Origin of the sequence: Ancylobacter aquaticus (assembly GCF_004339465.1) — a bacterium.
GTDB classification, from domain to species: Bacteria; Pseudomonadota; Alphaproteobacteria; order Rhizobiales; family Xanthobacteraceae; genus Ancylobacter; species Ancylobacter aquaticus.
This window is the reverse complement of record NZ_SMFY01000001.1, coordinates 1,243,665-1,257,594: the sequence shown is the minus strand read 5'-3', so window position 1 is coordinate 1,257,594 and position 13,930 is coordinate 1,243,665. Positions and strand designations below refer to the sequence as shown.

The 13,930-nt window shown below is 67.4% G+C and carries 10 protein-coding genes; all 10 read left to right on the top strand.

Going from position 1 to position 13,930, the window contains the following annotated elements; translation table 11 throughout:
• Position 1: 1 nt before the first annotated feature.
• The 10 genes from EV667_RS05755 (at position 2) to scpA (ending at position 13,921) form a co-directional block, all read left to right on the top strand.
• Positions 2 to 1,351: an FMN-binding glutamate synthase family protein gene (locus EV667_RS05755; protein WP_131834306.1), complete on the top strand. Its 1,350-nt coding sequence runs from the start codon at positions 2 to 4 to the stop codon at positions 1,349 to 1,351.
• Positions 1,352 to 1,449: 98 nt separating this feature from the next.
• Positions 1,450 to 2,769 carry a type III glutamate--ammonia ligase gene (gene glnT / locus EV667_RS05750; protein ID WP_131834305.1) on the top strand — a complete coding sequence of 440 codons (1,320 nt, stop codon included), beginning with the start codon at positions 1,450 to 1,452 and terminating at the stop codon, positions 2,767 to 2,769.
• Between the two features lie 189 nt (positions 2,770 to 2,958).
• Positions 2,959 to 3,948 (top strand): MBL fold metallo-hydrolase, encoded by a 990-nt coding sequence (locus EV667_RS05745; protein ID WP_131834304.1) that lies wholly within the window; start codon positions 2,959 to 2,961, stop codon positions 3,946 to 3,948.
• A gap of 234 nt (positions 3,949 to 4,182) precedes the next feature.
• A complete protein-coding gene (locus EV667_RS05740; protein ID WP_131834303.1) occupies positions 4,183 to 5,109 on the top strand; it encodes a LysR family transcriptional regulator in 927 nt (308 codons plus the stop codon).
• Between the two features lie 120 nt (positions 5,110 to 5,229).
• Positions 5,230 to 6,765, top strand: coding sequence for an acyl-CoA carboxylase subunit beta (locus tag EV667_RS05735; protein WP_131834302.1), 1,536 nt, complete (start codon positions 5,230 to 5,232; stop codon positions 6,763 to 6,765).
• Between the two features lie 7 nt (positions 6,766 to 6,772).
• The gene (locus EV667_RS05730; protein WP_131834301.1) at positions 6,773 to 7,390 is read left to right on the top strand and encodes a GIY-YIG nuclease family protein; all 618 of its coding nucleotides are present in this window, start codon (positions 6,773 to 6,775) and stop codon (positions 7,388 to 7,390) included.
• Positions 7,391 to 7,397: 7 nt separating this feature from the next.
• Complete coding sequence (locus EV667_RS05725) at positions 7,398 to 9,413, top strand: acetyl-CoA carboxylase biotin carboxylase subunit (RefSeq protein ID WP_131834300.1); 2,016 nt, start codon at positions 7,398 to 7,400, stop codon at positions 9,411 to 9,413.
• Between the two features lie 10 nt (positions 9,414 to 9,423).
• A complete protein-coding gene (locus tag EV667_RS05720) occupies positions 9,424 to 11,283 on the top strand; it encodes a methylmalonyl-CoA mutase family protein (protein WP_131834299.1) in 1,860 nt (619 codons plus the stop codon).
• Positions 11,284 to 11,343: 60 nt separating this feature from the next.
• On the top strand, positions 11,344 to 11,733 hold the full coding sequence (locus EV667_RS05715) for a hypothetical protein (RefSeq protein ID WP_131834298.1): 390 nt from the start codon (positions 11,344 to 11,346) through the stop codon (positions 11,731 to 11,733).
• A gap of 31 nt (positions 11,734 to 11,764) precedes the next feature.
• Positions 11,765 to 13,921: a methylmalonyl-CoA mutase gene (gene scpA, locus EV667_RS05710; RefSeq protein WP_131834297.1), complete on the top strand. Its 2,157-nt coding sequence runs from the start codon at positions 11,765 to 11,767 to the stop codon at positions 13,919 to 13,921.
• Positions 13,922 to 13,930: the final 9 nt, after the last annotated feature.

The window sequence follows — 13,930 nt, the reverse complement described above, 5'->3', positions numbered from 1 at the left end:
GATGACCGACCACAGCAACACCCCGCGCACGACGCCGCACACCCTGCCCCGTGCCTCCGCTACCTTCGACGACTACACGCTCTCGGAAATCCGCCGCGCGGCCGCGACCGGCATCTATGACATTCGCGGCGGCGGCGCGAAGCGGCGGGTGCCGCATTTCGACGACCTGCTGTTCCTCGGCGCTTCCATGTCGCGGTACCCGCTGGAAGGCTACCGCGAGAAGTGCTCCACCGAGGTCCTGCTCGGCACCCGCTTCGCCAAGAAGCCGATTTCGCTGAAAATCCCGATCACCATTGCCGGCATGAGCTTCGGCTCGCTCTCGGCCAACGCCAAGGAAGCGCTCGGGCGCGGGGCGTCCGCCATGGGCACCTCGACCACCACAGGCGATGGGGGCATGACCAACGAGGAGCGCGGGCACTCCACCCAGCTCGTCTACCAGTATTTGCCCTCGCGCTATGGCATGAACCCGGACGATCTCAAGCGCGCGGACGCCATCGAAGTGGTGGTCGGCCAGGGCGCCAAGCCCGGCGGCGGCGGCATGCTGCTCGGCCAGAAGATCACCGAGCGCGTCGCCGGCATGCGCACGCTGCCGGTAGGCATCGACCAGCGCTCGGCCTGCCGCCACCCGGACTGGACCGGGCCGGACGATCTCGAGATCAAGATCGAGGAACTGCGCGAGATCACCGACTGGGAAAAGCCGATCTATGTGAAGGTTGGCGCCGCCCGCCCCTATTACGACACGGCGCTGGCGGTAAAATCGGGCGCCGATGTGGTGGTGGTGGACGGCATGCAGGGCGGCACCGCCGCCACGCAGGAAATCTTCATCGAGCATGTCGGCATCCCCACGCTCGCCGCCGTGCGGCAGGCGGTGAAGGCGCTGCAGGACCTGGGCATGCACCGCAAGGTGCAGCTCATCGTCTCCGGCGGCATCCGCAACGGGGCGGACGTGGCCAAGGCGCTGGCGCTCGGCGCCGACGCGGTGGCCATCGGCACAGCGGCCCTCGTGGCGCTGGGCGACAACGACCCCCATTACGCCGCCGAATACGAGGCGCTGGGCACCCGCGCCGGCGCCTATGACGACTGGCACGAGGGCCGCGACCCTGCCGGCATCACCACGCAGGACCCGGCATTGATGGCCCGGCTCGACCCCATTGCCGCCGGGCGGCGCCTTGCCAATTATCTCGCCGTGCTGACGCTGGAGTGCCAGACCATCGCGCGCGCCTGCGGCAAGAGCCATGTGCACAATCTGGAGCCGGAGGACCTTGTGGCGCTGACCATCGAGGCCGCCGCCATGGCCAATGTGCCGCTGGCCGGGACAGACTGGATTCCGGGGCGGAACGGGGGCTTCTGACCGCGAGCCTCGAAGGATGGTAGCCGGCACGACCGGCGCGACATTTGCACGACCAACGAGCCCCAACGGGCCGGGGAACAGCGAAACCGGATTGCACCATGGCCAATGACCTTGCCCAAGCCGACCTGAAGCACGCCGCGAAAGAACTCGGCATCAAGTATTTCCTGATCTCCTATGTCGACCTGTTCGGCGCGCTGCGGGCCAAGCTGGTGCCGGCGACCGCCATCGGCGGCATGCAGCGCTCCGGCGCCGGTTTCGCCGGCTTCGCCACCTGGCTCGACATGAGCCCGGCCGATGCCGACCTGTTCGCCGTGCCGGACGCTTCCAGCCTGATCCAGTTGCCCTGGAAGCCGGAAGTCGGCTGGCTCGCCTCCGACCTCGTCATGAACAACGAGCTGGTGGCGCAGGCGCCGCGCAACGTGCTGAAATCCACCATGCTGGGCGCCGACAGCCTCGGCTACCTCATGAAGACCGGCGTCGAGTGCGAGTTCTTCCTCACCACCCCCGACGGCTCGAAGATCTCCGACACCGCCGACAACGCCACCAAGCCCTGCTACGACCAGTCTGCCCTGATGCGCCGCTATGACGTGATCAAGGAAATCTGCGACTGCATGCTGACCCTGGGCTGGGGCCCCTACCAGAACGACCATGAGGACGCCAACGGCCAGTTCGAGATGAACTGGGACTTCGCCGACGCGCTCATCACCGCTGACCGGCATGTGTTCTTCAAGTTCATGGCCCGCTCCATCGCCGAGAAGCACGGGCTGCGCGCCACTTTCATGCCCAAGCCGTTCATCGACCTCACCGGCTCGGGCTGCCACATGCACACCTCGCTGTGGGGGCCGGACGGGGCCAACCTGTTCGAGGACGAGAGTGGCGAGCTGGGACTGTCCGATCTCGGCTACAGCTTCATCGGCGGGCTGATCCATTCGGCTGACGCGCTGTGCGCCTTCACCAACCCGACGGTGAACTCCTACAAGCGCATCAATGCCCCGCGCACCGTTTCCGGCGCCACCTGGGCGCCCAACACCGTCACCTATACCGGCAATAACCGCACCCACATGATCCGCATCCCCGATGCGGGCCGGCTGGAGCTGCGCCTGCCGGACGGCGCCGCCAACCCCTATCTCGCCCCCGCCGCCATGCTGGCGGCCGGGCTCGACGGCATCCAGAACCAGCGCGACCCGGGCAAGCGGCTCGACATCAACATGTACACGGACGGCCACAAGGTGAAGGGCGCCAAGAAGCTTCCGCTGAACCTGCTCGACGCCATCCGCGCGCTGGAGAAGAACAGCGTGCTGCGCAACGCGCTGGGCGCGCCGCTGGTGGACGGCTATGCCAAGCTGAAGAACGAGGAATGGAACGCCTATTCGCGCCACCTCACCCAGTGGGAACGCGACAACACGCTGGATATCTGAGGGCGGGCGGCGGCCCCGGTAGCGCCGGCATAACCCCATCATTCCCCGGCTCAGCCCGGGAATGATGGCTCTTCAAAATGGGGAAGCGGTCCGCGAGCTATCGATGCGGTCGATAGCTACGATCAGCCGGTCGCGGCTCCAAACCGCTCCCGCGACAGGGTAGGTCTCGCTCAGCGAAAGGACCTCCCCATGACCTATCGATCGATCATTTCCGCCAGCGTCGCGCTCCTTGCCATCGCTGCCGCCACTTCCGGCCTCGCCCAGCCGGCAACGCCGCCGAAGCCGGATGCGCCCGCGCACGTCACCGCCCAGGGCGCCGCGATCTACCGGCTGCAGATCGGCGCCGTCCGGGTCACCGCCCTGTCGGACGGCTCTGTTCCCCAGGATCTCCACGCCCTGCTTCGCGACGTGACCCCGGCACAGATCGACGCTCTGCTCGATCGCAACTTCCAGGCCAATCCGGTCGAGGCCTCGATCAACGTTTTCCTGCTCGAAATGCCCGGCCGGCTCGTCCTGGTCGACACCGGCTCCGGCGAACTCTTCGGCCCCGGTGCCGGCGGCGGCCTCATTGCCAGCCTGAAGCAGGCGGGGTTCGTCCCCGATCAGGTCACCGACGTCCTGATCACCCACGCGCATTCCGACCATTCGGGCGGTCTGGTGAGTGACGGGAACCGCGTCTTCGACAACGCGACGATCCACGTCGGCAAGCCGGACCTCGACTTCTTCCTGGACCGCAGCAACATCCAGCGCACAGGCTATGACGCCCAGTATTTCGACGTGGCCGAAAAAACGCTGAGACCCTATCTCGATGCCGGCAAGGTCGAGCCGCTCCCGCCCACCGGCGAGGTTCTGCCCGGAGTCACCGCGACCCTCCATCCCGGCCATACGCCCGGCAGCGCGTTCTACACCTTGCGGAGCGAAGGCGAGGAGATCGTCTTCGTGGGTGACATCATCCACTCGGCCGCCGTCCAGTTTCCGGCGCCGGCAACGACCATCACCTATGACCAGAACCCCGACGAGGCGGCCCGCGTGCGGTCCGGCGCCTTCGCCGGCTTCGCCCATGACCGCACCCTCATCGCCGCGCCGCATCTCCCCTTTCCCGGCATCGGCCACGTCCGCGCCGACGACGGCGCCTTCACCTGGATCCCCGTCACCTTCACCAATCGCGCGCATCACTGACGCAAGAACGCGCTGAAGCAGGAACACGCTGACGCAAGAACGCGCTGAGGTCAGAGCGCTTGGATACCGCCCACCCCGGCGCAGGGGTGGGCGCGTGCCGTGAGGGGCATGCCCTGAGGGGAAGGCGCGGCGGCTCGACGGTGTCCCCGATATGCGCCATTGATTCATGTCGGCGGCGGCGATCCCCTGCGTCGGCGAGACCCGCCGGCTTCGGCCTGAACCCTGGACAGCCACATGGCCCTGAACGCCCTCGATGGACTCGACATCGATCTTCTACTGGCGTTCGAGGCCCTTCTCGACGAACCGAACGTCACGCGGGCCGCGCGACGCCTCGCCATCCGGCAGCCGGCCCTTTCGGCGCGGCTGACGCGCCTGCGCGTCCTCTTCGACGATCGCCTGTTCATCCCCGCCCCGTCGGGGCGCGGCATGATCGCAACCCCGCGCGCCCTCGATCTTCAGCCGCGGCTGGCGGCCGTCCTGGCCAATCTCGATGCCATGATGGCGTCCACCGGCGCCTTCGAGCCGGCGACCAGCACCCGGGTGTTCACCGTGGCCCTGCATGAGAACCCGGCGGTCATGCTGGTCCCTGACCTTGTTCCGCGCATCCGGGCGGCAGCGCCGGGCGTGCGGCTTATTCTGACCTTGCCGGACAAGGTCCACATGCCGGAGTTGATGGAGAGCGGGGCGGTGGATCTGTGGATCGGCGTCGGCTCGAACGCGCACGACGCCTGGTTCAGCCGCAAACTGTTCGAGGACCATTTCGTCACCGCGCAACGCAAGCTGCACCCGCGGGGGCGGGGTGAACTGGATCGCGACACCTTCTGCCGTCTCGACCATTTGCTGGTCTCCTCGGAAGGAAACCCCTTCAACGGCGTCATCGACGACGCGCTGCTGGGGTTGCAGCGACGGCGCCATGTCGCGTTGTCCGTCCAGAGCTACGCCCTCGCGCCGATGATCCTCGCGACAACCGACCTGCTCTGCACCCTGCCGCGCCGGTTTCTGGAGCGTTATTCCGAAACGCTCGATTTGTTCACGCCCCCGCTTGAGCTGCAGCCGGCGGCGGTCGTCGCCCTCTGGCATCCACGGCATCAGGGCGATGCCGGGCATGGCTGGCTGCGGGCCCAGCTGTTTGAAGCCGCCGCCGCGACCCGACGGGACTAGCCGACCGCGCGCGTCGCCCGAAGGAAGGGCGTCCATCGGCCCGGCGGATTTTCCTATCTTATCTTTTGTGCGGCATGGGCTTAGAACATTGGAGAGCATCATTGATCGTCGAGGTTCTCCGTGAAGCACATCGTTGAGCAGCTGGAACAGCGCCGCGCCGGCGCGCGCGCTGGCGGCGGCGAAAAGCGCATCGCTGGCCAGCACGCGCGCGGCAAGCTGACGGCGCGCGAGCGGCTGGACCTGCTGCTCGACACCGGCTCGTTCGAGGAATTCGACACCTTCGTCCAGCACCGCTGCACCGATTTCGGCATGGACAAGGCCGGGAAGATCCCCGGCGACGGCGTCGTCACCGGCTGGGGCACGGTGAATGGGCGCAAGGTGTTTGTCTTCGCCAAGGATTTCACCGTGTTCGGCGGCTCGCTCTCCGAGGCGCACGCGGCCAAGATCATCAAGATACAGGACATGGCGCTGAAGGTGCGGGCGCCGATCATCGGCCTGTTCGATGCCGGCGGGGCACGCATCCAGGAAGGCGTGGCGGCGCTGGGCGGCTATGGCGAGGTTTTCCGCCGCAACGTGCTGGCCTCCGGCGTCATCCCGCAGATTTCCGTCATCATGGGCCCCTGCGCCGGCGGCGATGTCTATTCCCCCGCCATGACCGATTTCATCTTCATGGTGCGCGACAGTTCCTACATGTTCGTCACCGGCCCGGAGGTGGTGAAGACCGTCACCAATGAGAGCGTGACCGCCGAGGAACTGGGCGGCGCCAAGGTGCACACCACCAAATCCTCGGTGGCCGACGGCGCCTTCGAGAACGATGTCGAGTGCCTGTTGCAGATGCGCCGGCTGATCGACTTCCTGCCCGCATGCAACCAGTCCGGCGTGCCGGTGTGGCCGAGCTTCGACGATGGCGAGCGGCTCGACCCCTCGCTCGACACGCTGGTGCCGGACAACCCGAACAAGCCCTACGACATAAAGGAACTGATCGGGAAGGTGGTCGACGAGGGCGACTTCTTTGAGATCCAGGAGGGCTTTGCGAAGAACATCCTCACCGGCTTCGGCCGTATCGAGGGGCGCACGGTGGGGTTCGTCGCCAATCAGCCGATGGTGCTCGCCGGCGTGCTCGATGCGGACGCCTCGCGAAAGGCCGCGCGTTTCGTGCGCTTCTGCGACGCCTTCGAGATTCCGATCGTCACCTTTGTCGACGTGCCGGGATTTTTGCCGGGCACCGCGCAGGAATATGGCGGGCTGATCAAGCACGGCGCCAAGCTGCTCTTCGCCTATAGCCAGGCCACCGTGCCGCTGGTGACCGTCATCACCCGCAAGGCCTTTGGCGGCGCCTACGACGTGATGGCCTCCAAGCATATTGGCGGCGACGTGAACTATGCCTGGCCGACGGCGCAGATCGCCGTGATGGGCGCCAAGGGGGCGGTGGAGATCATCTTCCGCGCCGATATCGACGACCCCGAGAAGATCGCCGCGCGCACGAAGGAATATGAGGAGCGCTTTCTCTCGCCCTTCGTGGCGGCCGAGCGCGGCTATATCGACGAGGTGATCACCCCCCGCTCGACCCGCAAGCGCATCGCCCGCGCGCTCGCCATGCTGGTGTCGAAGAAGGTCGAGGCACCGATGAAGAAGCACGATAATCTGCCGCTGTGAGGCTGATATGACCGTCGTATATGTACTCACCAATCAAGCCATGCCCGGCCTGATTAAGATTGGTCGCACAGCAGATACTATCGAAAATCGAATGAGGCAGCTGGATACCACAGGGCTTCCATTGCCTTTTGAGTGTTTTTACGCGGCCGAGGTCCAGACGCCTGATAGGGTTGAACGTGCGCTTCATGAAGCTTTCGACGATCACCGCGTGAGAAGGAACCGAGAATTTTTCTCGCTTTCTCCAGATAAAGCTAAAGCGATCATTAAGCTTCTTGAACTCAGGGAAGTTACGCCTGGCGCAGACGTGATTACAGAGATTGGCGATCAGGAAGCGTTAAATCAAGCACGCCGACGCCGGTCTCACTTCCGCTTTTCCATGCTCAATATCTCTCCTGGCTCCGAACTTGTTTCTGTATTCGATGATAATATCACGGCGTCTGTCAAAGATGATCGTTGGATCATATTTCGCGGAGAAGAAGACAGCCTATCCAACTCCGCTTTGACTATAGCCCATGAGAAGGGGCGTATGTGGCCATCCGTAGCCGGCCCATCTTATTGGAAATATGAAGGAAAGACTTTAGAGCAATTAAGACAGGCGTCGGTCTCCTCAGGCGACGAGGAATAGCACAACCATGTTCTCCAAGATCCTCATCGCCAACCGTGGCGAGATTGCCTGCCGGGTCATCAGGACGGCGCGGCGCATGGGCATTGCCACGGTCGCGGTCTACTCCGATGCCGACAAGGACGCACTTCATGTGGCGATGGCGGACGAGGCGGTGCCTATCGGCCCCGCCCCTGCCGCGCAGTCCTATCTCGACGCCGAGAAGATCATCGCCGCAGCGAAGCAGACCGGCGCGCAGGCGGTGCATCCCGGCTACGGCTTTCTCTCCGAGCGGGCGAGCTTCGCCACCGCGCTGAAGGAAGCCGGCCTCGTCTTCATCGGCCCCAATCCGGGGGCGATCGAGGCGATGGGCGACAAGATCGAATCCAAAAAGGCGGCGGCCGCCGCCAATGTCTCCACCGTGCCGGGCCATCTCGGCGTGATCGAGGATGCCGGCCACGCCGCGCGCATCGCCGACGAGATCGGCTACCCCGTGATGATCAAGGCCTCGGCCGGCGGCGGCGGCAAGGGCATGCGCATCGCCCATTCGCGCGACGAGGTCGAGGAAGGGTTCGACCGCGCCCGCTCCGAGGCGAAGTCCTCCTTCGGCGACGACCGGGTGTTCGTCGAAAAGTTCATCGTCAACCCGCGCCATATCGAGATTCAGGTGCTGGGCGACAAGCACGGCAATGTCATCCATCTGGGCGAGCGCGAATGCTCAATCCAGCGCCGCAACCAGAAGGTGGTCGAGGAAGCGCCCTCGCCGCTGCTGGACGAGGCGACCCGCGCCAAGATGGGCGCGCAGGCCGTCGCGCTGGCAAAGGCGGTGAACTACGACAGCGCCGGCACGGTCGAGTTCGTCGCCGGACAGGACAAGTCGTTCTACTTTCTGGAGATGAACACCCGCCTGCAGGTGGAGCATCCCGTCACCGAGTTGATCACCGGCATCGACCTTGTCGAGCAGATGATCCGCGTGGCGGCGGGCGAACCCCTCGCCCTCACTCAGCAGGACGTGACGCTGAACGGTTGGGCGGTGGAGAGCCGCGTCTATGCCGAGGATCCCTATCGCGGCTTCCTGCCCTCCATCGGCCGGCTCACCCGCTACCGCCCGCCGGCGGAGGGGACGAGCGAGGGCATCACCGTGCGCAACGATACCGGGGTGCAGGAGGGCGGGGAAATCTCGCTGTTCTACGACCCGATGATCGCCAAGCTGATCACCCACGCCCCGACCCGCGCGCAGGCGATTGAGGCGCAGGCGGACGCGCTCGACGCTTTCGCCATTGACGGCATCCAGCACAACATCCCGTTCCTCTCGGCGCTGATGACGCATGAGCGCTGGCAGGCGGGCCGGCTCTCCACCGGCTTCATCGCCGAGGAATACCCAGACGGCTTCCACGCCACCGCGCCGAGCGAGCGGCTGGCGCGCCGGCTGGCGGGCGTGGCGGCGGTGATCGACAATGTCGGCAATGCCCGCAAGCGCAGGATCTCCGGCCAGCTGGCCGGGCGGTCGGTGGTGTTCGAGCATCAGCGGGTGGTGAAGCTCGGCGACCTCGCCCTCGCCTGCGAAGTGGACCGCGCGGCCGGCGGCTTCATCGTCAGCTTTCTGGACGCCGAAGGCCGTCCGCTCTCCACCCACGAGTTGCGCTCGGGCTGGCAGCCGGGCGAGCCGGTGTGGAACGGGGTGTTCGACGAGGAGGCAATCGCCGTGCAGGTGCGCCCGCGCCTCAACGGCGTGGCGCTGGGCCATCGCGGCGTGGCGGTGGAGGCCATCGTCTATACCAGGCGCGAGGCCGAACTCGCCGCACTGATGCCGGTAAAGGAACAGGCGGGCAGCTTCAAGCACCTGCTCTGTCCGATGCCCGGCCTCGTCGTCTCCATCGCGGTCAGCGAGGGGCAGGAAGTGAAGGCCGGCGAGACGCTCGCCATCGTCGAGGCGATGAAGATGGAGAACGTGCTGCGGGCCGAGCGCGATGCCACCGTCGCCAAGGTGCACGCCAAGGCCGGCGACAGCCTCGCCGTCGATGCCGTGATCCTCGAATTTGCCTGAGGGGCCTGAGATGGACGAGCCGGGTTTCGACCTCGACAGTTTCCCGCCTGCGACCCGCGCGGACTGGCTGGGGCTGGTCGAGGGCGTGCTGAAGGGCAGCGCTTACGATACGCGCATGCTGACCCGCACGCCGGACGGCGCCAGCCTCGACGCCCTGCCCGAGCGCCGGCGTGACGCCGCCCCCATCGCCGGGCGGGCGGCGGGGGCGCCGTGGAAGGTGATCACCCGCATCGACCATGACGACCCCGTCACCGCCAACACCCAGATGCTGGAGGACCTCAATGGCGGGGCGGACGGCATTTCCCTGGTCTTCGCCTCCTCACCCTACGCGGGCGGCTTCGGCCTGCCGGCGCGGTTCGAGGAACTGACCGCGACGCTGGACGGGCTGCTGCCCGACATGGCGACGGTCCGGGTGGAGGTCGGCGCCTTCCAGGGGCGCGACATCGCCCTCGCCCTCGCCCGGCTGTTCGAGACGACCGACCCCGCCGCGCTCGACCTTCGCTTCGGACTCGATCCTATCGGGGATTTCGCCGCGCGGGGCGCCGCGCCGATCGACTGGGGCACGCTCTCCGCCCGGCTTGGCCAGACGGTGATGGCGCTGCGCGGGCGTGGGCTCATCGCGCCGATGGTGCGGGCGGACGGGCGGCTGCACCATGGCGCCGGGGCCACCGACGCGCAGGAACTCGCCGCCGTGCTCGCCACCGCGCTGGCCTATCTGCGGGCGCTGGAAGCGGCCGGCCTGCCGCTCGATGAGGCCGCGCGCAGCATCGAGGTGACGTTGACCGCCGATGTCGACCAGTTCGGTACCCAGGCCAAGCCGCGCGCCTTCCGCCTGCTATGGCAGGCCATGCTGGAAGCGTGCGGGCTCGCGCCATCGCCCATCGCCCTTCACATGGAAACCGCGTGGCGCGGCCTGACCCGGCACGACGCCCATGTGAACCTGCTGCGCGGCACAATCGCCGCCTTCGCCGCCGGGGTGGGCGGGGCGGAAAGCCTCACCGTGCTGCCGTTCACGCAAGCGCTCGGCCTGCCCGACGCGCAGGCCCGCCGGCTCGCGCGCAACACCCAGCTCATCCTGATGGAGGAATCCAACGTCCACCGCGTGGCCGACCCCGGCGCCGGGGCGGGCGCCATCGAGGAGCGCACGGAAAAGCTCGCCGCCGCCGCGTGGGAACTGTTCCGCGACATCGAGCGCGCGGGCGGCATGGTGGAGGCCCTCGAATCCGGGAGCTGGCAGGCCCGGCTGAACGCGGCGCGGGCGGTGCGGGCGAAGGAGATCGCCACCCGCCGCCTGCCGCTTACCGGCACCTCGGAATTTCCGCTGCTTGGGGCGGCAATGCCCGCCGTGCTCGCCCCCGCCCGCCGCCGCGCCGCGCCCGCCCCTGCCGAGGGCGCGCTGATGTGCGAACCGTTGAAGGACGAGCGGCTTGCCGAGCCGTTCGAGCGGCTGCGCGCAGCGGCGGCCTCCACAGCGCCGCGCGTGTTTCTCGCCGCCCTTGGCACGGCTGCCGACTTCACCCCGAGGGCGAGCTTCGCCCGCGCCGCCTTCGAGGCTGGCGGCATCGAAGCGCCAGGAAATGACGGTTTCACCGACATGGCGGCGCTGGTCGCGGCGTTCCGTGCCTCCGGTGCCCGGATCGCTTGCCTGTGTTCGTCCGACACGCTCTATGCCGCCTCGGCGGCGGAGGCGGCGACCGCGCTGAAGGCAGCGGGCGCGCTCAGGGTATACCTTGCCGGCATGGCGGGCGAGGATGAGCCGGCCCAGCGCGCCGCCGGCATCGACGCCTATCTCTACGCCGGCATCGACCTCGTGGCGTTTCTCAACGGGGCGCAGGCGATTCTCGGCATTGCCCAAGGGGTGGAACCATGAGCCCGGCCATCCGTTGCCCCAGGGGTAGCTCTCATGCTGCCATTAACCTAGGGACAGACCATGAAAACGCTGGATCACGGGTGGAAGATCGCCACCTGCGGCGCGGCGCTTTGGGGGGCGCTGCTGATACCGCCGGCAACGGCGCAGGAAGTTGCCGCATTGAACCTGCACGACGGCATCTGGAACGTGGCGGCCGAGCCGATTGCCGGCCCGTGCGACAAGCGGCTGGAATTCAAGCTGTCGGTGGAGGAAGGCCGGATCAGCTATGCCGGCGCCTGGCCGGTGGACGCCAGCGGCTCGGTGAGCGCATTGGGGGCGATCACCATCCGCGTCGTGCGCGGGGGCGAGACGCTTTCCGCCAAGGGCGTGGTGCGCGGCGATGTGGCGACCGGCAAATGGGAATCGCCGGTGAAGAACTGCACCGGGTCATGGGTGGCGCGAAAGGCGTAAGCCCCGCCCGCCGGCATGGGGAGAGTGCGCGATGAGTGCCATCCCCGATTTTTCCGCGCGGGAGTGGCGTTCCCCGGTGCCGGCGGCGCCGGCCTCTGCCACTGGCGACTGGACGACGCCCGAGGGCCTTGCGGTGAAGCCGCTTTACGCGCCGGCTGACCTGGCCGGCCTCGGCTTCGTCGACAGCTATCCCGGCATCGCGCCCTATCTGCGCGGGCCCTACCCGACGATGTACGCGACCCAGCCCTGGACGATCCGGCAATATGCCGGCTTCTCCACGGCTGAGGATTCCAACGCCTTCTACCGCCGCAATCTGGCGGCCGGGCAGAAGGGGCTCTCGGTCGCCTTCGACCTCGCCACCCATCGCGGTTATGACAGCGACCACCCGCGCGTGGCCGGCGATGTCGGCATGGCCGGGGTCGCGATCGACTCGATTCTCGACATGCGCACGCTGTTCTCGGGCATCCCGCTGGACCAGATGAGCGTGTCGATGACCATGAACGGGGCGGTGCTGCCGATCCTCGCGCTCTATGTGGTGGCGGCCGAGGAGCAGGGCGTCGCCCCGGCGCAACTCTCCGGGACCATCCAGAACGACATCCTCAAGGAGTTCATGGTCCGCAACACCTATATCTACCCGCCGACGCCCTCGATGCGGATCATCTCCGACATCTTCGCCTTCACCTCCACGCACATGCCGCGCTTCAACTCGATCTCCATTTCCGGCTACCACATGCAGGAAGCCGGGGCGACGCAGGACCTGGAACTGGCCTATACGCTGGCGGACGGGCTCGACTATGTGCGCGCCGGCGCGGCGGCGGGGCTGCCGATCGACGCCTTCGCGCCGCGCTTGTCGTTCTTCTGGGCCATCGGCATGAACTTCTTCATGGAGGTCGCCAAGCTCCGCGCCGCCCGGCTGATCTGGGCGAAGCTGATGCAGGATCTCGGCGCCAAGAACCCGAAGTCGCTGCCGCTGCGCACCCATTCGCAGACCTCCGGCTGGAGCCTGACGGCGCAGGACCCGTTCAACAATGTGATGCGGACCATGGTGGAGGCGATGGCGGCCACGCAGGGCCACACCCAATCGCTGCACACCAACGCGCTGGACGAGGCGCTGGCACTGCCGACCGATTTTTCCGCCCGCATCGCCCGCAACACGCAACTCCTGCTTCAGCAGGAGAGCGGCACCACCCGCACCATCGACCCCTGGGGTGGTTCCTATTTCGTCGAGCGGCTGACCGCCGACCTCGCCGCCAAGGCGCTGCGCCATATCGCCGAGGTGGAGGAACTCGGCGGCATGGCCAAGGCCATCGAGGCGGGCATCCCCAAGCTGCGTATCGAGGAAGCCGCCGCCACCACGCAGGCGCGGATCGACTCCGGCGCGCAGACCGTCGTCGGCGTCAACAGGTATCGCCCCGACCGCGAAACGCCGCTCGACGTGCTGCGGGTCGACAATTCCGCCGTGCGTGCCGCCCAGCTGGAAAAGCTGGCGCGGCTGAAGGCCGAGCGCGACCCGCAGGCGGTGGCCGGCGCGCTCGCGGCACTGGAGGCCGGCGCGCGCGGCAATGGAAATTTGCTGGCGCTGGCCATTGACGCGGCGCGTGCCAAGGCGACGGTGGGTGAGATTTCCGACGCGCTGGAGCGCGTCTTCGGCCGGCACCGGGCGGATGTCCGCACCGTGTCCGGCATCTATCGACGGGAGGCCGGAGCGATGGCCGACAAGGTTGAGAGCGTGCGGGCCCGCGTCGAGGCCTTCGCGCAGGAAGAGGGAAGGCGCCCGCGCCTGCTGGTCGCCAAGGTCGGCCAGGACGGGCATGACCGGGGGCAGAAGGTGATCGCCTCCGCCTTCGCCGATCTCGGCTTCGATGTCGATATCGGCCCGCTCTTCGCCACGCCGGAAGAAGCCGCCCGGCAGGCGGTGGAGAATGACGTGCACGTCATCGGCATCTCCTCGCTCGCCGCCGGCCATCTCACGCTGGTGCCGCAGGTGAAGGCGGCGCTGGCGGCACAGGGGCGGCCGGATATCATGGTGGTGGTGGGCGGCGTGGTGCCGCCGCAGGACTATGAGGCGGTGCGCGCGGCCGGCGCCGACGCGATCTACCCTCCCGGCACGGTGATCGCCGACGCCGCCGAACAACTCGTCGACACCCTCGCCGAACGACTGGGGCACGGGAAGCAGGCGGCGGAGTAGGCGGCGACC

Coding starts and splice junctions, on each gene's coding strand:
- EV667_RS05745 (WP_131834304.1), top strand. CDS start 2,959: ATGACCTATCGATCGATCATTTCCGCCAGCGTCGCGCTCCTTGCCATC.
- EV667_RS05730 (WP_131834301.1), top strand. CDS start 6,773: ATGACCGTCGTATATGTACTCACCAATCAAGCCATGCCCGGCCTGATT.
- EV667_RS05720 (WP_131834299.1), top strand. CDS start 9,424: ATGGACGAGCCGGGTTTCGACCTCGACAGTTTCCCGCCTGCGACCCGC.
- EV667_RS05725 (WP_131834300.1), top strand. CDS start 7,398: ATGTTCTCCAAGATCCTCATCGCCAACCGTGGCGAGATTGCCTGCCGG.
- EV667_RS05715 (WP_131834298.1), top strand. CDS start 11,344: ATGAAAACGCTGGATCACGGGTGGAAGATCGCCACCTGCGGCGCGGCG.
- glnT (WP_131834305.1), top strand. CDS start 1,450: ATGGCCAATGACCTTGCCCAAGCCGACCTGAAGCACGCCGCGAAAGAA.
- scpA (WP_131834297.1), top strand. CDS start 11,765: ATGAGTGCCATCCCCGATTTTTCCGCGCGGGAGTGGCGTTCCCCGGTG.
- EV667_RS05755 (WP_131834306.1), top strand. CDS start 2: ATGACCGACCACAGCAACACCCCGCGCACGACGCCGCACACCCTGCCC.
- EV667_RS05740 (WP_131834303.1), top strand. CDS start 4,183: ATGGCCCTGAACGCCCTCGATGGACTCGACATCGATCTTCTACTGGCG.